This window comes from Neisseria sp. P0008.S002, from assembly GCF_051962805.1.
GTDB lineage: Bacteria > Pseudomonadota > Gammaproteobacteria > Burkholderiales > Neisseriaceae > Neisseria > Neisseria perflava.
In genome coordinates this window covers 299,953-321,976 of record NZ_JBQCUY010000002.1, presented here as the reverse complement: position 1 = coordinate 321,976, position 22,024 = coordinate 299,953, and the positions used below count along the sequence as shown (strand labels likewise).

18 protein-coding genes are annotated in these 22,024 nt (G+C 48.8%); 8 read left to right on the top strand and 10 right to left on the bottom strand.

The features are described from left to right. Positions 1 to 91: 91 nt before the first annotated feature. A complete protein-coding gene (locus tag ACTHSA_RS03450) occupies positions 92 to 1,612 on the top strand; it encodes a Na+/H+ antiporter NhaC family protein (protein WP_004519687.1) in 1,521 nt (506 codons plus the stop codon). A 97-nt stretch (positions 1,613 to 1,709) separates the two neighbouring features. Next, complete coding sequence (gene nagZ, locus ACTHSA_RS03445; protein ID WP_039862102.1) at positions 1,710 to 2,795, top strand: beta-N-acetylhexosaminidase; 1,086 nt, start codon at positions 1,710 to 1,712, stop codon at positions 2,793 to 2,795. Positions 2,796 to 2,874: 79 nt separating this feature from the next. Here the strand turns inward: nagZ and ACTHSA_RS03440 are convergent, their stop codons facing one another. Next, the gene (locus ACTHSA_RS03440) at positions 2,875 to 3,621 is read right to left on the bottom strand and encodes an amino acid ABC transporter permease (protein ID WP_049344868.1); all 747 of its coding nucleotides are present in this window, start codon (positions 3,619 to 3,621) and stop codon (positions 2,875 to 2,877) included. Positions 3,622 to 3,948: 327 nt separating this feature from the next. Between ACTHSA_RS03440 and trhP the strand changes: the two genes are divergently transcribed. After that, positions 3,949 to 5,304 (top strand): prephenate-dependent tRNA uridine(34) hydroxylase TrhP, encoded by a 1,356-nt coding sequence (trhP, locus tag ACTHSA_RS03435; protein ID WP_003748589.1) that lies wholly within the window; start codon positions 3,949 to 3,951, stop codon positions 5,302 to 5,304. A 62-nt stretch (positions 5,305 to 5,366) separates the two neighbouring features. On the opposite strand, the gene hemC is transcribed toward trhP, so the two are convergent. After that, a complete protein-coding gene (hemC, locus tag ACTHSA_RS03430) occupies positions 5,367 to 6,302 on the bottom strand; it encodes a hydroxymethylbilane synthase (RefSeq protein WP_440367226.1) in 936 nt (311 codons plus the stop codon). Between the two features lie 118 nt (positions 6,303 to 6,420). On the opposite strand from hemC, the gene ybeY reads away from it, so the two are divergent. The 5 genes from ybeY to ACTHSA_RS03405 all read left to right on the top strand — a co-directional run bounded on the left by ybeY (position 6,421) and on the right by ACTHSA_RS03405 (position 10,308). Next, positions 6,421 to 6,936, top strand: a complete 516-nt coding sequence (ybeY, locus tag ACTHSA_RS03425; protein WP_440367225.1) for an rRNA maturation RNase YbeY — start codon at positions 6,421 to 6,423, stop codon at positions 6,934 to 6,936. A gap of 1 nt (position 6,937) precedes the next feature. Continuing rightward, complete coding sequence (locus tag ACTHSA_RS03420) at positions 6,938 to 7,780, top strand: HlyC/CorC family transporter (RefSeq protein WP_049344871.1); 843 nt, start codon at positions 6,938 to 6,940, stop codon at positions 7,778 to 7,780. Further along, the gene (locus tag ACTHSA_RS03415) at positions 7,777 to 8,514 is read left to right on the top strand and encodes a methionine ABC transporter ATP-binding protein (protein WP_004519679.1); all 738 of its coding nucleotides are present in this window, start codon (positions 7,777 to 7,779) and stop codon (positions 8,512 to 8,514) included. Before ACTHSA_RS03420 ends, ACTHSA_RS03415 begins: the two co-directional genes overlap by 4 nt. Before the next feature lies 1 nt (position 8,515). Then, the gene (locus ACTHSA_RS03410; RefSeq protein WP_070587440.1) at positions 8,516 to 9,202 is read left to right on the top strand and encodes a methionine ABC transporter permease; all 687 of its coding nucleotides are present in this window, start codon (positions 8,516 to 8,518) and stop codon (positions 9,200 to 9,202) included. A gap of 194 nt (positions 9,203 to 9,396) precedes the next feature. Continuing rightward, entirely contained in the window at positions 9,397 to 10,308 is a 912-nt protein-coding gene (locus ACTHSA_RS03405; RefSeq protein ID WP_070587443.1) for a MetQ/NlpA family ABC transporter substrate-binding protein, read from the top strand. Positions 10,309 to 10,903: 595 nt separating this feature from the next. Here the strand turns inward: ACTHSA_RS03405 and ACTHSA_RS03400 are convergent. From ACTHSA_RS03400 to porB, 8 genes are all read right to left on the bottom strand, one after another. Further along, a complete protein-coding gene (locus tag ACTHSA_RS03400; protein ID WP_070587445.1) occupies positions 10,904 to 11,923 on the bottom strand; it encodes an FAD:protein FMN transferase in 1,020 nt (339 codons plus the stop codon). 118 nt (positions 11,924 to 12,041) lie between these two features. After that, positions 12,042 to 12,536, bottom strand: coding sequence for a nitrous oxide reductase accessory protein NosL (locus ACTHSA_RS03395; protein ID WP_004519674.1), 495 nt, complete (start codon positions 12,534 to 12,536; stop codon positions 12,042 to 12,044). Next, the gene (locus ACTHSA_RS03390) at positions 12,533 to 13,363 is read right to left on the bottom strand and encodes an ABC transporter permease (protein WP_004519673.1); all 831 of its coding nucleotides are present in this window, start codon (positions 13,361 to 13,363) and stop codon (positions 12,533 to 12,535) included. Before ACTHSA_RS03390 ends, ACTHSA_RS03395 begins: the two co-directional genes overlap by 4 nt. Then, positions 13,360 to 14,259, bottom strand: a complete 900-nt coding sequence (locus ACTHSA_RS03385; RefSeq protein WP_004519672.1) for an ABC transporter ATP-binding protein — start codon at positions 14,257 to 14,259, stop codon at positions 13,360 to 13,362. The genes ACTHSA_RS03390 and ACTHSA_RS03385 overlap by 4 nt, the downstream gene beginning before the upstream one ends. 56 nt (positions 14,260 to 14,315) lie before the next feature. Next, positions 14,316 to 15,695, bottom strand: coding sequence for a nitrous oxide reductase family maturation protein NosD (locus tag ACTHSA_RS03380; protein ID WP_100066638.1), 1,380 nt, complete (start codon positions 15,693 to 15,695; stop codon positions 14,316 to 14,318). Positions 15,696 to 15,893: 198 nt separating this feature from the next. Next, positions 15,894 to 17,861, bottom strand: coding sequence for a TAT-dependent nitrous-oxide reductase (gene nosZ, locus ACTHSA_RS03375; RefSeq protein ID WP_004519669.1), 1,968 nt, complete (start codon positions 17,859 to 17,861; stop codon positions 15,894 to 15,896). 109 nt (positions 17,862 to 17,970) lie between these two features. Next, the gene (locus ACTHSA_RS03370) at positions 17,971 to 20,265 is read right to left on the bottom strand and encodes a NosR/NirI family protein (protein WP_191620597.1); all 2,295 of its coding nucleotides are present in this window, start codon (positions 20,263 to 20,265) and stop codon (positions 17,971 to 17,973) included. Positions 20,266 to 20,733: 468 nt separating this feature from the next. Beyond that, complete coding sequence (gene porB, locus ACTHSA_RS03365) at positions 20,734 to 21,795, bottom strand: trimeric porin PorB (RefSeq protein ID WP_070503692.1); 1,062 nt, start codon at positions 21,793 to 21,795, stop codon at positions 20,734 to 20,736. Between the last annotated feature and the right edge of the window lie 229 nt (positions 21,796 to 22,024).

The window sequence follows — 22,024 nt, the reverse complement described above, 5'->3', positions numbered from 1 at the left end:
TACCCATCTGTCAGAGGCGGTGGGTATTTTGTTATCCGTCTTCCAGTTTAGGCCGTCTGAAAATATTTCACCGCTTATATACAATATAATTATGCAACTTATTAATTATTCGAATTCTATTTTATCCATTATTCCTGCAGCCATCGCGCTTGCCCTGGCCATTGCCACGCGTCGTGTATTGCTGTCCTTGGGTGTCGGCATTATCGTCGGCTCATTCCTGCTGGTAGGCGGTAATCCGCTTGATGCCTTGGTTCACTTGAAAGACATGGCCGTCAGCCTGACTTGGGCGGACGGCGATTGGTCTTTGGGCAAACCCAAAATCCTGCTCTTCTTAGTGCTTTTGGGGATTTTCACTTCCCTGCTGACGCATTCAGGCAGTAACCAAGCATTTGCCGATTGGGCAAAACAGCACATCAAAGGCCGCCGTGGTGCGAAGCTGCTGACTGCCTGCCTGGTATTCGTTACCTTTATTGACGACTATTTCCACAGCCTTGCCGTCGGCGCGATTGCCCGCCCTGTAACCGACAAATTCAAAGTTTCCCGCGCCAAACTGGCTTATATCCTTGACTCCACTGCCGCGCCGATGTGCGTTTTGATGCCTGTATCCAGCTGGGGGGCATCGATTATTGCTACTTTGGCAGGCCTTTTGGTGACTTACAACATCACAGACTACACACCAATGGGCGCATTCGTGGCCATGAGCCTGATGAATTACTACGCCGTCTTCGCATTGATTATGGTGTTTGTCGTGGCCTGGTTCTCCTTCGACATCGGCTCCATGGCCCGTTTGGAACGCGCCGCTTTGAATGAAATTCATGATGAAACCGTTGAAACAGGCCATCCCAACGGTCGCGTATTCGCTCTGATTGTGCCGGTTTTGGTACTGATCGTCGCCACTGTTTCCGCCATGATTTACACTGGCGCACAAGCTTCTGAAACCTTCTCTTTGCTCAGCGCATTTGAAAATACCGATGTAAACACTTCCCTCGTATTCGGCGGCACCTGCGGCGTATTGGCCGTCATCCTCTGCACCATCGGCACCATCAAAACCGGCGATTACCCTAAAGCCATTTGGCAGGGCATCATCTCTATGCGCGGTGCCATTACCATCTTAATTTTGGCATGGATCATCAGCACCGTTGTCAGCGAGATGCACACCGGCGAATACCTCTCCACTTTGGTGGCAGGCAATATCCACGCAGGCTTCCTACCCGTGATTTTGTTTATGCTCGCAGGCGTGATGGCCTTCGCTACCGGCACAAGCTGGGGCACATTCGGCATCATGTTGCCGATTGCCGCCGCCATGGCCGTCAAAGTCGAACCTTCGCTGATTATCCCTTGCATGTCTGCCGTAATGGCCGGTGCCGTATTTGGCGACCACTGCTCGCCAATTTCCGATACCACTATCCTCTCTTCTACCGGCGCACACTGTAACCACATCGACCACGTTACCTCGCAATTCCCTTATGCGCTGACCGTAGCCGCATCTGCTGCCACAGGCTACCTCGCACTGGGCATGACCGGCTCTGCGCCTTTAGGTTTTGTGGTAACCGGCATCGTGATGGTTGTGTTGGTTTTCATCTTAAAAGACAAGAAAAAAGCAACTGCCTAATTCAAAACCAATATTCAGACGGCCTGAGATATTCTTACACTCTCAGGCCGTCTGAACATAACGATTATCCAATAGATACATTATTCAGGACAAAACAATGAATACGCCTCATCTTCCACGCGGCCCAGTCATGGCCGACGTCGCTGCCTATCATCTGACCGAAGAAGAAAAACAACGCCTGCTCGACCCTGCCGTCGGTGGCGTTATTTTGTTCCGCCGCAACTTTGAAAACGTTTCCCAGCTCAAAGCTTTGGTTCAAGAAATCAAAGCCGTCCGTACACCTGAACTTATCATCGCCGTCGACCACGAAGGCGGACGGGTTCAACGTTTTATTGACGGCTTCACCCGCCTGCCTGCCATGAATGTATTGGGCGAAATTTGGGATAACGAAGGCCAAGAAGCCGCCTGTACCCAAGCAGAACAAGTCGGCTGGGTTTTGGCAACCGAACTCTCCGCCTGCGGTATCGACCTATCCTTTACGCCTGTATTGGATTTGGACTGGGGTCAATGCGCCGTCATCGGCAACCGCAGTTTCCACCGCGACGCCAACATCGTTACCCAGCTTGCCCTTGCCCTGCAAAAAGGTCTGAACAAAGGCGGCATGAAATCTTGCGGCAAACACTTCCCCGGCCACGGCTTTGTCGAAGGCGACAGCCATCACGTCCTGCCTTGCGACGAACGCAGCCGAGAAGAGCTAGAAGCCGCAGACCTTATCCCCTTCCGAGCATTGAGCCAAGCAGGCATGGCCGCAGTCATGCCTGCCCACGTCGTATACCCGCAAACCGACAGCCAACCTGCCGGCTTCTCCGAAAAATGGCTGAAACAAATCCTGCGCCAAGAAATCGGATTTAACGGCGTTATCTTTTCAGACGACCTGACCATGGAAGGCGCATGCGGTGTCGGCGGTATTAAAGAACGCGCCCGCCTTTCTTTTGAAGCAGGCTGCGATATTGTACTGGTGTGCAACCGTCCCGATTTGGTAGATGAATTGCGAGACGGTTTCCACGCACCGGCAAACGCCGACTTGGCAGCGCGTTGGCAATACATGGCCAACACATTGACCGTACAAGAAGCCGCCGACATCATGGCAACCGAAGCATTCCAAGCCGCCCAACAAGCAACTGCCAAACTGGCAACGCCAAAAGACATCGCTGGCGGTGTCAAAGTCGGTGAAGCATTCTGATTCAAGGCCGTCTGAAACATTGACAGCAAATAAAAAAAGGAAGACTTGAAAAAGTCTTCCTTTTTTTGATTTAAAGCGATTAGCGGTGTTGCGGATTGTAACGGTTTTCCAATCGCAGGAATACCCAACCCAAAAAGCTTGTCAGCACCAAATAAATCAGCGCAATTGTATAAAGCGGCTCTTCATAGACAGAATAGCGGCCGGTAATCGTGCTTTGTACATAAGCCAACTCTGCCACGCCAATGACGGAAAGCAATGAGCTGTCTTTCAACAACGTAATAAACTCACTGGCCAATGGCGGCAACATACGGCGCAAAGCTTGCGGCAAAATCACATAACGCATCGCCTGAGTATAGGTCAGCCCCAAAGAACGCGCAGCTTCCATTTGGCCTTTATCAATCGATTGAATACCGGCACGGAAAATTTCACAAATATACGCACCCGAGTTCGCAACCAAAGCCAAAGAACCGGCAATCAGCGCACCATAAGAACGGCGCAGATCAACAGCTGCTTCGCCGCTAATCAGCACACCGTCGGCCGGGTGAACGAAAAATGGGAACCAAACATAAGCCCAAATCACAATTTGTACAAACAATGGCGTACCGCGGAACAGCGTAACATACCAAAAAGAAATCTTACGCAACACCCAAGCCAAGGCACGCATCGGCACACCGGCTTTTTCCGGATTGATCAAACGCGCCAATGCCAACAGCAAACCCAAAACCGAGCCACCTGCCGTTGCAACCACCGTCAGTCCCAGCGTTGTCAACACGCCGTATAAAAACATCCAGCGGTATTCATAAATAATGTCAAAACGAAAATCCATAAACCTTCCGTCGGTCAAAATCGGTAACTAATCCGAATATTTTTTAAAATGAAGCTTGATATTTTACAAGAAAATACATTGCTTGAACGGTTTTTTGTTAAATTATTCCGCCCAACCCTGCTTTTTTTACATTTCTAATAAATTAAAGCCCCTTTTCACCTTTGCCCATATAGGACATTTTCCGTATAAAAAACAAAGCGCAAACCCGACACAAAATTGACCGAAACACAAAAACAGCGGATAATTCGCCCATTCTTCAAACATCTTTCAGACGGCCTTCCCTCTTCCCTTAAAGGCCGTCTGAAAACATTTTAAAAAGCATAAAACATGAAAGCACCCGAACTCTTATTGCCTGCAGGCGGCCTCGAACGTATGCGTGCCGCCTACGATTACGGCGCAGACGCCGTTTACGCCGGCAGCCCGCGTTACTCCCTGCGCGCCCGCAACAACGAATTTGCCAAACTCGACGTCCTCGAGCAAGGCATTAAAGAAGCGCACGAGCGCAACAAAAAATTCTTCCTGACCGTCAATACGCTGCCGCACAACTCCAAGCTCAAAACCTTCGTTTCCGATATGGAGCCTTTGATTGCCATGAAACCCGATGCGCTGATTATGGCGGATCCGGGTTTGATCATGACCGTGCGCGAAAAATGGCCGGAAATGCCGATTCACCTGTCCGTACAGGCCAACACCACCAACTACTGGGGCGTAAAATTCTGGCAGAACATCGGCGTTGAACGCATTATTCTGTCGCGTGAATTGAGCATGGAAGAAATCGCCGAAATCCGCCAAGAATGTCCCGACATCGAGCTTGAAGTCTTCATCCACGGCGCATTGTGCATCGCTTACTCCGGCCGTTGCCTATTGTCGGGCTACTTCAACCACCGCGACCCCAACCAAGGCACCTGCACCAACTCCTGCCGTTGGGACTACAAAGTCCACAACGCCGTCGAAAGCGACGCGGGTGATGCCCAGCTTCTGCAAGGTTTCAACTTTGAAAAAGCCCAAGAAGAAGCCAACCAAAACTTCGAAGGCATCAACGGTCAAAAACGCCATCCCTACGCCGATAAAGTTTTCCTGATTGAAGAGTCCAACCGCCCGGGCGAAATGATGCCGATTATGGAAGACGAACACGGCACCTACATCATGAACTCCAAAGACCTGCGCGGCATTGAAGTGGTTGAGAAACTGGCCAAAATCGGCGTGGACAGTCTCAAAGTCGAAGGCCGTACCAAGTCGCTCTATTACGTCGCCCGCGTCGCCCAGTCCTACCGCAAAGCGATTGATGATGCCGTCGCAGGCCGTCCGTTTGATTACAGCCTGTTGAGCGAACTCGAAGGCCTTGCCAACCGCGGCTACACCAGCGGCTTCCTTGAGCGCCACCAAACTCAGGATTACCAAAACTACCTGACCGGCCACTCTATCGCCAAACAAAGCCAATATGTCGGCCACGTTACCGAAATCGATGAAAACGGCTGGGCGACCATCGAAGTCAAAAACCGCTTTGCAGTCGGCGATTCACTCGAAATCATCCACCCGAGCGGCAACCAAACCATCAAATTGGAACAAATGACCCGCAAAGGTCAGCCTGTCGATGTTGCCCCAGGCAACGGCATTCAGGTCAAAATCCCGAATATGCAAGGCAAAGAAAAAGCTTTGGTTGCGCGGATTATGAATCCTTAAGCATCAACCAAACAAAGGCCGTCTGAAAGTTTCAGACGGCCTTTTACATTATCTATGCTGTTTTAAGCCTGTTCTTGCAATACGGCGGCAATCAATTCTTCCGCACCGTCATCTGACAGTTTTTTGGCGACAGCGCGACCCAAAGCATCGGCGTATTCGGCAGGTGCTTGCGCGTCCGCCTGCAAAATGACCGAGCCGTCGGGATGGCCGACCAAGCCGCGCAAGGTCAGCAAGCCGTTTTCTTCAGTGCAATATGCGGCCAGCGGCACTTGGCAGCTTCCGCCCAAAGCACGTGCCAATGCGCGTTCGGCTGTAACGCAGGCGTGTGTGGTATCGTGGTTTAACGGCTTCAAGACTTCGTACAAATCTTCGCGATGCGCTGCAATTTCAATACCCAATGCACCTTGTCCGGCGGCAGGCAGACTGTCGGATTCCGACAAAATCATGCGGATGCGTTCGTCCAATTCCAGACGCTGCAAACCGGCGGCAGCCAAGATAATCGCGTCGTATTCGCCGTTATCGAGTTTGGACAAACGGGTTTGCACATTGCCGCGCAAAGGTTTGATGACCAAATGCGGATAGCGCGCGCGCAACTGGGCTTCGCGGCGCAGGCTGGATGTGCCGACGACGGCGCCTTTGGGCATTTCTTCCAGACGCGCGTATTGGTTGGACACAAATGCGTCAAACGGATTGGCGCGTTCGCCGATGGCTGCAAGCGCGAAACCTTCAGGCAAATCCATCGGTACGTCTTTAATCGAATGCACGGCCAAATCAGCCCGGCCGTCATACAAAGCCTGTTCCAACTCTTTGACAAACAAGCCTTTACCGCCGACCTTTGACAAAGTTCTATCCAAAATCTGGTCGCCGCGCGTGGTCATGCCCAAAATCTCGACTTCGCAATCGGGATACAGGGCTTTCAGACGGCCTTGGATGTGTTTTGCCTGCCACATGGCAAGCAGGCTTTCGCGACTGGCGATAACGAGTTTTTTCGGGTTCATAATGGTTGCCTGAAAGATGGAAAACGGCATGAAGTCTATCATATTTTGGGCGGTTTTTCAGACGGCATGTGGGTGAATATGTTATATTTACACCTAAAAACCAAATTTTCCGGACAACATGAAACGCGCCAAAAAATATCCTTTTTTATCCTTACAGCGGCAACGTTTTCATCTGAACTTTGAAAACGCCTCTTCCGCCGCCGACCTTCCGAGCGAACGCGATTTTTACCGCTGGGCATGGTCTGCCTTGAAAAACGAATACCGCCGCGCTGACATCAGCCTGATTCTTCTGGACGAAGAAGAAGCCCGCGCCTACAACCGCGACTACCGCGGCAAAGATTACGCCACCAATGTATTGAGTTTTGCGCTCAACGAAGGCGAAATCCTGCCCGACCAGTTTTCAGACGGCTTGTATGGTGATTTGGTGATTTGTCCGCAAGTGGTTTTGAAAGAGGCCGCCGAACAAGGCAAAACACCTGAGCAGCATTTTGCCCACCTGACCATACACGGTACTTTACACCTGATGGGCTACGACCACATCGAAGACAATGAAGCCGAAATAATGGAAGCCGAAGAAATCCGCCTGATGCTGGCGGCAGGCTTCCCCAACCCCTACCAAGAGGACGAATATTAAAATGGACGGTACGCAGTCGAAACCCAAGTTTTTCGAACGCCTAATCTCCCGACTTGCCGGCGAGCCTGATTCCGCCGAAGACGTATTGACCCTGCTGCGCCAAGCGCACGAGCAGGAAGTTTTTGATGCCGACACACTGACCCGGCTGGAAAAAGTATTGGACTTTGCCGAGCTGGAAGTGCGCGATGCCATGATTACGCGCAGCCGCATGAACGTATTGAAAGAAAACGACAGCATCGAGCGCATCACGGCCTACATCATCGAAACCGCCCATTCGCGTTTCCCCGTCATCGGCGAAGACAAAGACGAAGTTTTGGGCATTTTGCACGCCAAAGACCTGCTCAAATATATGTTCAACCCCGAGCAGTTCCACCTGAAATCCGTCTTGCGCCCTGCCGTTTTCGTCCCCGAAGGCAAATCACTGGCCTCCCTTTTAAAAGAATTCCGCGAACAACGCAACCACATGGCGATTGTCATTGACGAATACGGCGGTACATCCGGCCTGGTAACCTTTGAAGACATCATCGAGCAAATCGTCGGCGACATCGAAGACGAATTTGATGAAGACGACAGCGCCGACAATATCCACGCCGTTTCTTCCGAACGCTGGCGCATCCACGCTGCCACCGAAATCAAAGACATCAACACCTTCTTCGGTACGGAATACAGCAGCGAAGAAGCCGATACCATCGGTGGCCTGGTCATTCAAGAATTGGGACACCTGCCCGTACGCGGCGAAAAAGTCATCATCGGCAGCCTGCAATTTACCGTCGCACGCGCCGACAACCGCCGTCTGCACACCCTGATGGCCACACGAATTAAAGAAAACACGGATAAACCATGATTATTCTGGATCACGTCTCCAAACACTATCAAACACGCGACAACAAAGACTTTGTCGCCGTCGAGCCGACCAGCCTCGAAATCAAACAGGGTGAAATCTTTGGCTTGATGGGCTATTCCGGCGCAGGCAAATCCACCCTGCTGCGCCTGATTAACTTATTGGAACGTCCGGATACAGGTACCGTCAGCGTGTGCGGCCAAGAGCTGACCGCACTCAACGCCACGCAACTGCGCCACGCCCGACAAAACATCGGCATGGTATTCCAACAGTTCAACCTATTGAGCAACCGTACCGTTGCCGAAAACGTCGCCTTCCCTTTAGAAATTGCCAAATGGCCGTCTAAAAAAATCCAAGCGCGTGTTGAAGAATGTTTGGAAATTGTCGACTTGCAAGACCGTGCCAACCATTACCCGTCCCAACTTTCCGGCGGTCAAAAACAACGTGTCGGCATTGCCCGTGCGCTGGCGCCGCAACCTCAAGTCATCCTCGCCGACGAACCCACTTCCGCCCTCGACCCCGCCACTACGCGCAGCGTTTTGAAATGTTTGGAAGACATCAACCGACGTTTCAACGTAACCATCGTCATCGTTACCCACGAAATGAGCGTTATCCGCCGCCTGTGCGACCGTGCCGCCCTCTTGGATAAAGGCCGTCTGCTGGAAATCGTTGAAGTACACGGCAACCAAATCCATGCCCAATCCGAAATCGGGCAAGAGCTGATTCGAGAGGACTAATATGGCAGATTTAACATTTGAAAGTGCTGTTGAGACCATCGTCAGCATGAAGGGCGAAATTATCCAAGCCTTGGGCGAAACCTTTATTATGGTCGGCCTATCGACTACTTTCGCCGTTATCTTCGGTACGATTTTGGGCGTATTGCTGTTTGTGACGTCAAGCCATCAGTTGCACTACAACAAACAGCTGAATTTGTTTTTGGACAACCTGGTCAACCTGATGCGCGCATTCCCTTTCGTCATCCTGATGATTGCCATGATTCCTGTTACACGCGCCATCATCGGCACGACCATCGGCCCGGTTGCCGCCTCATTGGTATTGAGCGTATCCGGCCTATTCTACTTCGCCCGTCTGGTTGAGCAAAACCTGCGCGAAGTACCCAGAGGCGTAATTGAAGCGGCCTCCGCAATGGGTGCCTCACCCATGAGCATCATCTGCAAAGTGCTTTTGAATGAAGCGCGCGCAGGTATGGTTTCCAGCATTACCGTACTGGCTATTGGCCTTTTGTCGTACAGCGCGGCGGCAGGTATGATTGGCGGCGGCGGTTTGGGCGACCTTGCTATCCGTTACGGCTACTACCGCTATCAAATGGAAGTCATCATCTTCATCGTTGCCATCCTGGTTTTACTCGTTATCCTGATTCAAGGTATCGGCAACAGATTGGCGCGCAAACTGGATAAACGTTAAACAAACCAGGCCGTCTGAAATGGACTTACTATTTTTCAGACGGCCTGTTATCTATTTAGAACATATTAGGATATACCAAATAAATCTACAAAAAACACCCTCATATTCCCAAAATAGATTTACAATTCCTCTTTTTTTGACGGCGGCAGCTTAAGGCCGTCTGAAACCGTTTTATCATCCATCTGGAGCAAAATATGAAAACCAACACATTCTTCAAAACCCTTTCTGCTGCTGCGCTGGCCATCGTATTGGCTGCCTGCGGTGGTCAAAAAGACAGCGCGCCTGCTGCCTCTGCTGCTTCTTCTGCCGACAACGGCGCAGAGAAAAAAGAAATCGTCTTCGGTACAACCGTCGGCGACTTCGGCGATATGGTAAAAGACCAAATCCAACCGGCTTTGGAGAAAAAAGGCTATAAAGTCAAACTGATCGAGTTCACCGACTATGTGCGCCCCAACCTTGCTTTGGCTGAAGGCGAATTGGACATCAACATCTTCCAACACAAACCTTATCTGGATGACTTCAAAAAAGAACACAAACTGGACATCACTGAAGCCTTCCAAGTACCGACTGCACCTTTGGGCCTGTACCCTGGCAAACTGAAATCTTTGGACGAAGTGAAAGACGGCGTCAGCGTTTCTGCGCCTAACGACCCATCCAACTTTGCCCGTGCATTGGTTATGTTGAACGAATTGGGCTGGATTAAACTGAAAGCCGACGTTGATCCGCTGACTGCTTCTAAAAACGATATTGCCGAGAATCCAAAAAATATCCAAATCGTAGAGCTTGAAGCCGCCCAACTGCCACGCAGCCGTGCCGACGTTGACTTTGCCATCGTTAACGGCAACTACGCCATGAGCAGCGGCATGAAACTGACCGAAGCCCTGTTCCAAGAGCCAAGCTTTGCCTACGTTAACTGGTCTGCCGTCCGCACTGCCGACAAAGACAGCCAATGGCTGAAAGATGTAACCGAAGCCTACAACTCTGACGAGTTCAAAGCTTACTCACAAAAACGCTTTGCCGGTTACAAATATCCTGCGGCATGGGGTGAAAACGCAGCTGCAGGCGCTCAAGCCGAAGCTGCTTCTACTGCTTCTGCAACCAAATAAGTAACTTTTTGAAAAAAGGCCGTCTGAACATTCAGACGGCCTTTTTCTATTGATTATCTCTTCTCAAAGCTCAAAACAAGTTTTTTGATTAACGCCAAATACTTACGTAATTCCCTTTTTAAAACCAAATCAATATGTTGTAAAAAAGTTCAATAAGAAATCATGTTTTTATTCAATATAATCAATCACTAAATGAATTATTCTACTTTTTTATAATATTCACTAGTAATGTTCCGCTTATCCTGATATTATACCGTTTATCTAAAGATATCCGGTTATCTGCATTACAGACCGTTCATCTGAATTGCTTCAAACCACTTTGTCGGATTTTCCCATGTATGTTGTGTTTCTCCGTATCGAAGGGGTTTGAGCGGTCGAAATACCGTTTTGCTTAGATATTAAAGCTTCGTGCTTTGAAATGAGTGAATTTTTGTTTTAAGTGTCGTAATCTCTTGCTAATTACTCCCAGCTGCAAGAGTTTCAGGGTTGCCCCTTGGGCAGCCCTTCTTTTTTTATATTTCATTATTTCAATATTTTAGACTTTCCCTTATTCATATATTCAAAGCAACTGGCAAAACTATTCTTTTTCTCAATCTCAAATCTTCTTCAATTCATTATTTGGCATCACCAGCCAAACCTGTGCCTTTTTAACTTGGGCCGCTGCTCGGATGGCCGCTTCATCCATAATAGAAAATGCGGTAGAAAAAGCATCGGCAACTGCCGCACTTTCCGCCATGACGCTCATGCTTTTATAGCGCGGTTGGCTTCCGCCTGTACGCGGATCAAAAAGATGGGTAAATTTGCCAGCTTCGTCCATCACCGTGCCATAGCCACCCGATGTGGCAAACGCTTGATTTTTCATGGCAATGGTGGTCAGGATTTGGTCTTCTTGGTCAGGATTGCGAATGCTGACATTCCACTCGCGCTGGTTGGCATTATCAAAGCCGTAAATCTCCCCCATATCAATCAATGCCTGGGTAACGCCTTGCTGCTTCAACAATTCGGCTACTTTGTCGGTGATATAGCCTTGGGCAATGCCGTTAAGCGACAAGCCCATGCCTTTTTGGGCAAAACGGATTTCTTTAGTATCAAAATCGACTTTGTTGAAATCCACTAATTTGAGCGTGTCTTTGATACTGCGTTCAGATGGTGGCGTTTCGGTTTTGGGGTTTCTCCTGAAATAGTTGGCATACAGATTCCACAAAGGCTGAATGCTGGGATCAAATGCACCCTGCGTCAGCTGATGGATATCTCGGCTGATACTGAGCAGCTGCAAAAAATCGGATGGCGGATTCTTCAGACGGCCTTCTCGGTTTAAACGGCTGATCAGGCTGTCGTCCCGATACAGGCTGAAGATTTTTTCCAACCGTGAAACTTCTGCCAATACTTTGTTGATCAGTATCTCCGCCTGCCTGCGCCCAACGCCGAACAAACGCAATTCCGCACCCGAGCCTAATGCAATCCCTTTCCAGATAACAGGCTGCCCTTCTTGATTCGGGCTGGCTGAATGAGTCAGCTGATTGGTTTTGCGGCTGATGGCAAAAGGAATGCTGACACCGGCGGCAAGGGTGGCAGCTATGGCAAGGAAACGGCGGCGCGTTAAAGGGGTGGACATAAAGTATTCCTTAGATTTTTTATCTTTATATTGAAAGCCGCATTCATTAAATCAGCAATCGGCAGCTTCCAACACAAAGGCCGTCTGAAACTGTTTCAGACGGCCTTTATTGGTTGTTTTATTTGAAAATGTATTCGTCGGGCATCTCTGCAAAACCGACTACTCTGCCGCCTTTTTCTTTGGCGAATTTTTCAGCCTGAGCCTTGTCGGCAAACGGAAGCGCGTCTTCCGCACCCATGCCGCCAATAAAGCTGCTTTCAATAACGTAATAGGCCTTTTTCGCATCTATCCATTCAGTGTCAGCATTGGGTTTTTCCCAATCTTTGACTTTACCCATATCGGTAACATAGATGGCATGAATGCCTTTAGGCTCTTCGGGCAGTTTGGTGTAGCCGAACATCTGCTTGATGGTGGAAAACCAAACCGGTTTGTCAGGTTTGCCGTTCAAGAAGATTTGCGCTTTAGGGCCGTTGTGTTCAGTCAAATTCATGCTGCAGTAATGACCGACCGCGCTGTCGCTGATTTGTTGGGGCGCAGGCGGAGGGCTGTTGTCCTGCTTGCTGCAGGCTGCCAATGCGATGAGTGTGAAGGTTGTCAATAATATTTTTCTCATATTTGTCGCTTTCCGAAAATCCAGGCGGCTAAAATCAAAGGAATGATAACCCATAATACCTGAGCCGTCAGCAAAATAGGCATACTCAGGCTGATTTGTTCGCTCAAACCTGCCATGCCGGCATACATGGCTGTATTTTCGTAACCCGTCAGGTTCAGCAGGCGATAAATGTCTGCGGGGTTGAACAGAAGAACGGTTTCCACTACAGGCGCGGTAATGACTTGTTCGGTATCGGCAACCAAAACACCCAAAAGCGCCATATCGAAAATAACGACAAAAAACAGCCATACGCCGATGGCGATACCGGCGGCTGTACCGCGTTCTTTAACTTTTGCGCTGATCAAATAGCCCATGGACAAAAAGGCTGCGCCAAGAATCACGCTGGCAGCAATCAAAAGGGCGAAAGGTTGCCATGCGGCAATATCAAAACCGCCGTTGGCAAGCTGAAGGGTAATACCTGCCAATCCGTAGCCTGCGGTGGTAGCAAGGGCAAGAATGATGAGGTGGCCGATAAATTTACCGGCAAGGATTTGGTTGCGCGAGATGGGGTAACTTAGCAACAACGCCATTGTACCGCGCTCGATTTCGCCGATCAGTGCATCATAAGAGAGCAACATCGCAATCAGCGGGATCAAGAAGATAGACAGGCTGGACAGACTGACTACAGTTACCGTCAAGGGATCAACCTTGACCGAACCGGTAGGCGAGCTGCCGAGAAAGCCTAATGACAGTGCCAATGCGGCAAGCAAAAGTGCGGCGGCAAGAACCCAACGGTTGCGCAGGCTGTCTCGGACTTCTTTGCCGGTAATAATCCAAACGGGGTTCATACGTCTTCCCTCTTCAAGAATTGCGCGTACATATCATCAAGTGTTGGCGTGTGGATATCGATGTAGGCAAGACTGCCCAAATCACCCAATTCGCTCAAAAGTCCCATACGCTCTTCGGCTTTACATTGCGCTTTATACGACAGGCCGTCTGAAAGCGGATGCCAACGCTCGCTCAACGGGCGCGCTTCTTTCAAGCGGACGTTGACGGTCAGCGGTAGACCGCTTTGAACATGCAACTCATCCATGCTGCCGTCAGCAACTTTCACGCCGTTTTTCATAACGATGATGCGGTCGGCGTGGCCGTCAAGCTCGGCCAGTGCATGGGTGCTGAGCAATACGGTTGCGCCGCGCCCATTGAGTTCGCGCACAACTTCGTAAAACATTTGACGTGAAGCCGGATCAAGGCCGGTAGTTGGCTCGTCAAACAATAAAACTTTAGGCTCGCCCAACAAGGCTTGTGCCAAAGCGAGGCGTTGACGCATACCTTTAGAGTAAGTGCCGACACGGCGGCGTGCGGCCTGGGAAATGCCGACACGCTCGAGCAATTCGCGGTTTTTACTCAGGGGCTGTTTTTTTAGTTTGGCATAGAAATCCATGGTTTCGATACCGGTCAATGAAGGGTGCAATGCAACCGTTTCAGGCAGGTAACCGATTTGGCTGCGACGCTGCGCCCCTGCTTTACTGCCGGTCGGCTCTCCCAAAAGCATCACTTCGCCCTCGGTCGGCGTAATCAGGCCGAGTATCAGCTTCATAATGGTAGATTTGCCTGCACCGTTGTGTCCTGCCATGCCGACGCTCTCGCCAGCCTTGAGAACCAGATCGACTTGGTTGACGGCCTTTTGGCTGCCAAACTGCTTGGTCACGTTTCTTAATTCAACGTGGTTGGTACTGCTCATGGATATTCCTCTAGTGAATGTTTCAGACGGCCTTTGATATTGGGCCGTCTGAAAGGTTACATATTGGCATTTCCGCCTGTCAACGCACCGTTTTCGGCATTACCCCATTCGGATTGGTGCGTTTTTGCTTCATGCAGCAATTCGTCCTTCATGGCTTCGTATTTGGTTGTCGTTTTATTGCGGACAGGGTTCATCAAAGGCTTGCTGTCAATTACGCCGCCGGGCAGGATGGCGGGAAATTGAGATTGCGCCCATTTGACAATGCTGATGGCAGGGCTGTTCATCAATAACCGGGCGACGGGTGCGCGCCAGATGATTTGGTCGATAATCCCATTGGGACGGTAGGCACTGTCGCCGAAGCCGTCGCCGTCAAGGTCAAAGGCGCTGTTATCGCTCCAATAGTTGCCGCGACCACCCTCGCCCCAATCAAGGAAACGGGTGCTGACGTATTTGACTTGGCTTTCGTTGTTGATAAACGAATTATTGAACAGGCTTGTGCCTTCAATGGCCGCGGTAAAGTGAATACCGATTTGACAGTTTTCAAAATGGTTGTCGAAAATTTTATTGTAGTTGGCATTGTAGGCAAACACGCATTTGCCTGCCTTGTTGATCACATTATCGTGAATTTCGGAATAATTGACGTAGTTGAGCATAATGCCTTGGTCGCGGCTGCCAACGGCAATGTTGCCATACACTTTCAGGCGTTCGGAAAACATCAGCACATAACCCATATTGTTGCCGACGGAGATATTGTTGCTGACTTCGCTGTCATTGGTGTACATATAATGGACGGCAAAGCGTAAGTCGCTAAAACGGTTGCCTTTGTAGGTATTATGGGTACTGGTATTTGAAAAAATACCGTCACGGCCTTTGGAAATATCGTTATCAATCACTTGCGCACCGGGCGCATTCCAGACGGTTACGCCGTTGCCGCGTTCGTTGACGCGCAGGGTTGCATCGCCGATGATTTTATTTTCCCGCACCATGGATTCTGCCGCACCGTGAATATACACGCCGACGGAATTGTCGACGATGTTGTTATGCTCCACCAGCGCGCGCGTTGCCGTCTCTTCTAAATAGATACCGGCATCCATTGCCGGCAAACTCATGCCGGAATGGGAAACGGTCAGATTGCGCAAAGTTACATCAGGCGCATGAACGGCAACCGTCCTCCCACTCCGGTCGCCGACAATCTTGGCGGAACGGTCGGCAGGGCCTTCGATGGTAATGGGTTTGTCGATATAGAGTTTGGTTTTGTATATACCGGAGGCAAGCTTGAGCGTATCGCCGGCTTGGGCGCGCGCCAAAGCATCATTGAGATTGTCTTGTGCGGATACGTTGATGACTGCGGCAAAGGCCGTCTGAACCATGCTGCCAAGCAGCAATACGAGTGCGGCACGTTGCCATTTGGAACGATGGATTTGTGTGTGCGTCATAATCATATCTCTGTTTCAGACGGCCTGCTTGCCGCATGATAAACCGATGCGGAAACAGGTATTTTGGTGTTATAGCAAAGCTGTCTGATGATGGCTTTCATTTTGTGACCATATCGGCCGACAAACAACTTTGCTATAAAGGCCGTCTGAAAGAATGTTTTTTCAGACGGCCTGAAGAATTAAATCATCAAACCGAAATTATTTTGGTTTAACAATCATTTGGCCAGACATTTCCATGTGCAATGCGTGGCAGAACCATTGGCAGTAGTACCAGTGTACGCCTGGACGGACAGCTTTGAAGGTTACAGAAGATGTAGCTTGCGGGCCAATCTCCATAGCAATGCCATAACCTTCCAAAGTAAAGCCGTGAGTCAAGTCTTCAATGGTCTCAACGTTGGTTACATATACGGTAACTTCGTCGCCTTGGTTCACTTCAAATTGAGGAACGCTGTAAGCAGGCGCAACGGCAGTCATGTACACGCGTACTTTGTTGCCTTCACGTACGACTTTGGCAGCTTTTTCCAGCTCAACACCGTCTTTTTGAGCTTGTTCCAAAGCTTCTTGCCAGAACCATGGGTCTTTGCGGTCCCAAGTTTTGCTTGGGTTCACTTTAGACGCAGCAACCAAGCACAAGTCGTGTGGTTCGGCAAAAGTCGGATTGTCATGCACCAGACGCATTTCGTCGCCGGAGATGTCGATCAATTGGTCACACTCAGGTTTCAAAGGACCGGCATTCAAGAAGCGGTCTTTAGAGAACTTGTTCAAAGATACCAACCATTTACCGTCGGCTTCTTTGGTTTCGCCCATGGTAGTGTGGTTGTGACCCGGTTGATAGTGAACGTCGAGTTTTTGTTTGATCGGATCGATTTTCTCGCCTTTATAGGCTTTAATCGCGTCGTCGATGTTCCATTTCACCATTTGACTGTCGATAAACAATGTAGTATAGGCATTGCCGCGACCGTCAAATGCAGTGTGTAATGGGCCAAGACCCAGTTGAGGCTCGGCTACGACAACATCGCGCTCTTTGATTTTACCTGCAAACAAGTCATCCAGTTTGCTAACATCCAATACGGTAACGGTTGGAGACAGTTTACCGTTGAGCATGATGTATTTGCCGTCAGGGCTTGCATTACAACCGTGAGGAGAGTTAGGAACCGGGATGTAACGAGTGTATGGAGAGTTGGCTTCCGCACGACCGTCCAACATTTTTACGCCGTTAACTTCTTTGAAGTCGCCTTTTTTGATGCCTTCTTCGATGGCGGCCAGGTTAAATACTACACACCAGTCTTGTTCGTTAGAAGATGCACCTTGTACAGTCAGAGCGCGCTCAGAGTTATAGCAGGTAGAGAAAGAGTATTTACCTTGGTAGTCGGCATCGCCATTATCCAAGTTACCGTCTACCAATACTTGCCATGCGATGTCCATGGTTTCGCCATCAACTGCAGTATAAACGGCATTCCAAGTTTTAGGATCATCCCATTTGCCTACGCCGTCAACAGGAACGATATGCTCACCGTTGGCAAATACGTAGCCAGTTTTCGGATAGCGTTGAGGACGCAGACCGTGGATACCTGAAGCATTAGGAATATCGATGATTTTATCAGTTTTCATCACATCCAAGCGGATACGGCAAACACGGGTGTTTGCTTTATCGTTGGCGTAAGCATAACGGCCATCGTAAGTTTGGTCGGTGAAAGACAAGTGCGGGTGGTGCAAGTCGCCGTTAGGGTAGCAACGCAGACCGCTGTCTTGCAGGAATTTACGGGTTTCCGGCGTAATTTTTTCATTCAAAATACGCAGGCTCTCGTTGGTACGACCCCAACCGGTAGCGCTGTCCATATTGAACACAGGGATACGCATCAACTCACGCATAGAAGGTACGCCGATCAAGCGCATTTCACCTGATTGACCGCCTGACAAGAAACCGTAGTATTGGTCAAGTTCGCCTGGACCAACTTCGGAAGTTTGTTTGCCCGGTTCGGCAGAATGAGCAGCGGCTTTTTCGGCAGGTGCAGCACCGGAAGCAGCAGCTTTATCACCCTCGCCGTTAGAGCAACCGGCCAAGCCCAACAAACCGGCACCAGCAATACCCGCACCGGAAGCAGCGGCAGTACCTAAGAATGAACGACGGCTTAAGCCGTTTTGTTCTAATTTTTCGTCTGACATACGACACTCCTTGGATAAAATCCGGCGGCCGATTTTTCAGACGGCCTGCCGATGAAAAACTTTCTAAGTCAGGCTGCCGATACAGCCCTCTTTTTTTATTGATAAATTACTACTTGTCGACACTGATTGCCGATTCTTTTTTAACAAACTGGACGACTTGTTCTTGAGCATTTTGCGTCACTGCCGCATCATGCTGTTCAGCTTTTGCCGCCGCTTGTTTTTGTTTTTTCTTATTCGTTGCCACTACTTGGGGACAACGCGTATCGTGATGATACATTACCTGACAATGCAGACATTGGATACATTCGTTCGGATGAATGTCGCCTTCAGGTGCGATTGCCTGTACGGGACATTCGTGTGTACAAATCTGGCATGGGTTACCGCACATTTTATAACGGCGCAGCCAATCAAACACACGGAAGCGGCCCGGCAATGCAATACCTGCACCCAAAGGACACAGATAACGGCAGAAGAAACGTTCGATGAACAAGCCTGCAATCAGCAAAGCGGCGGCGAACAGAACAAACCACCATTCACGCATGAATTTCAAAATAATTGCAGTTTTGAAAGGCTCAATTTCAGCAAATTTTTCAGCCGTACCCAAATCGTACAGGGAAATTGCCAGCAAAGCGAAGAAAATTACATATTTAATCGCACTCAGACGGGTATGCAACAAGTGTGGCACTGTAATTTGTTTCAGACCCAATTTTTTAGCGATACGGTTGGTTAACTCTTGCAATGCACCGAAAGGGCACAGCCATCCACAGAATGTACCGCGGTTCCACAACAGCATGGTCGCCGCTGTAAAGAGCCACAGAATGAATACCAGCGGATCCATCAGGAAAAATTCCCAGTGGAACTCAGTCAAAACAGCTGAGAACAACGTCAAAGTATTCACTACCGATAATTGTGCCTGAGCATACCAGCCGATATAAAACAGCGTAAAGGTCAGGAAACAGAGACGGAATCGGTCATACCATTTTTCGTAACGGACAATCCAATCTTGGAACAGGAATACCAACAGAAGAATTGTCAAAGCAATACCGACAACCACGATTTGACCTTGTTTGGCTTTCCAAACCTGTTTCCAAAGTTGGTTGGATACGCCTTCCTCAGCCGTTGCATCTTCTGCAATACCTGTACTTTCTTCCGGAGCAGAGGCTGCCACAGCCACCGGCTCAACCGGTGCACTAATTTCAACCGGCGGTGCTTTAGGATCGTCAACGTAGTAGCCTTTTGGCAATTCGTAATCCAAATCTGCAGTTACGAAAGCCTTATCGTTAACACTCAACACACGTTGAATCATCAGTTGTAAACGCCATGGTTCAGCACCATCAAATTCCACACCTTCGGGGATAGTGAACCAAGAAACTTCTTTAAATGCAGGCGCACCTTCGGCGGATAAAGCAACTACACGTTCATGTTGCGCATCGGTAAAGCGGAAGCTGGTATCGCCTTGAATCATTTCAATACGGTCAAAGATACCACCGCGAACATAACCCGAACCTTTCCAAGAATAGCGACCTTCGCCGGCCACCATCACGGCTTCTTGGCCAGGTTTCAAACGTTTTTGCAGGTTGTTCCAACCGGCTTCACCTAAAAGGCTTTTACCGATGGAAGGCTGGCTGACCAAGGCAACATACAGATCAATAAATGTATCGTTACCATCACCCTGCTCCGCATGATCTGCCACACCTGCTTTACCGCTTTTCTCAAACAGTTTATTGATTTCGTCGATAGAAATATGCAGATGACCGACGGCTTTTTGTTCCAAAAGCGCATTCCATGACAGGATATCTTGTTTGTCTTGATTGGCAACACGACGCGGACGGGTTTGAACGGCAGGCTCGGCAGACTGTTCGTCGGAAGCAGCTGCCGTACCGGCTTGAACTGCTTTATCTGTACCCAAATGATATTGATGGATTACTGCTTTAACAGAGCGCTGAATACTGTCATTGATGACCATCAGGGTCACAGTCGCACCACTAATAATATCCCCTGGTGCAACACCTGGTTGAGGCGGGTTTTTAATAAAATTTAAGCCGATATATTTGTCAATGAATTTATCGACACGGGATTGCGGGATACCGATCAGCATAATCGGCTCATGGTGCTCAACCAATTTTGCGCCGGCAATAGTGCCATCATTGGCCAATGCAACCATCGTATCGATCGGTTTGCTCGAATAACCGCGCGTATTGACCACGTCAGTCGTGATATAAACCAAGCCAAGCTGCTCTTCGCCCTTGTACACGCGAGCAACCAAGGGCTTACCTTCAGGCTTACCGTAGCGGTCAGCACCTGGGAAAATTTCAGACGGCTGAACTTTTGCCAAGAAATCAGGCAAGCGTTCCGCGTAAGCAGGCAGGCTTACCATCATCACGAAAAATACAGCAAACAGCATAAGGATTCGTTTCCAAATGCCACTTAAGCACTTCATTTCAAGACAGGACATGGCTATTCCCGATATATCGATACTCTAAACACTTATATTATATGAATCATCTATCAGCAATAATTTGATTAAAATCAAGTTTACAAATCTTAAAACCAGATTCTACATACTAATAATACTTTAGAACTACATTAGATGAACCTTTTATTATTAGGCATGAAACATAGGAAAATCAACTCAATCCAAGAATCATCCCCATATTATTAACTTATTTATAATAATACTCAAAACAATTTCTGAAATTTCATTTAGCATATATTAAATAGAATAGAACCTGACTTAAATTTCCATAGACCGCCTGAAAACGAATATCGAAAATACTTTAACCTACCCCTACAATGACAAAATACATTTCTTACAAAAACAAAAAGAGCCTATATAAAACAGGCTCTTTTTTCAGACTAATCTTAAGTCAGATTAGAATTTGTGACGCAGGCCAACAGTACCAGCAGTTTTCTCGTATTTGTAGTCGCCTTTGCCTTCTTTCAACCAGCCGGCAGACAACAGGGCAGAAGTGCGTTTAGAGAAGTCGTAGTCAGCACCAACGATAACTTGGTTGTAAGCGCTATTTTTTTGTTTTACGCCATCTTCTTTAGCTTTGAAGCCGTGAGCGTAAGAAACACGAGGAGTTACGTTGCCGAAGCGGTAAGCAGCAGTTGCACCAACTTCAGTACGTTCGTTTTTCTTAGCACCAGCTACGTCAGCTTTGAAGCCTTCGTATTGACCTACAACAGCAACCATCAGGTTGTTAGCATCGTAACCAGCAGTCAGACGGTGTGCTTGGTGATCTTTGTAAGCACCAGCAGCCAAAGTAGTGTTGCCGTTGAATGCATCCAAGTAGCCAGCATCCAAGTCAGCACGTTTAGCATAAGAACCAGCATAGCGACCGAAGAAGCCAGAGTTTTCGTAGTTCAGGCCCAAATCGTAAGATTCACGGCTTTTCACAGTGTGAGTGTATTTATCGCCAGGGTTAGCATTGTCGCGAGGTTGGTATTGTACGCTTGCACTGAAACCACCAAATACAGGAGTGTCGTAACGTACAGATACTTTACGAGTATCTACACGTTTAATTTTACCCAGTTGCAGAGCATCTGCGTTAGCGGCACCAGATTCCCAAGGGTCGAAGCTGTCGCTACTGTCTTTCAGAGCAGTGTTCAGGTTACCGGCACGAACTTTACCGAAACCACCTTCCAAACCAATGAAAGATTCACGGTTAGCAAAACCAGAGTCACCACCGGCGATAGAAGTGTTTTGTTCAACTTGCCAAATAGCATTCAAGTTGCTACCCAAGTGTTCGTGGCCTTTGAAGCCGATGCGAGAACCGTAGTCAGCAATCTCAGTAGCAGTTTTAGAAGTAGCTTTACCCACTTTTACTTTAGAAATTTCAACGCCGGCTTTAACTTGACCGTACAGAGTCACATCAGCCATAGCTGCAACAGGCAGAGCTGCCAAAGTCAGAGCAATCAGAGATTTTTTCATTGCTGTATTCCTTTTCTATTGTGAAGAAATAACTTAAGCAGACCGGACAATCCGCTTAGGCTTACATTATCGCTGGAATCAGCGATTCCATGACTGTTACTATAATTGCTCCTCTCTAAAAAAACAAACTTTATTCAATCCACCCCCACCACCCTTGAAACCCAGCAAAGGCAAACACAGCCTAAAAAAATGAAATTTATTATTTAAAATCAATGATAAATTTCTTTTA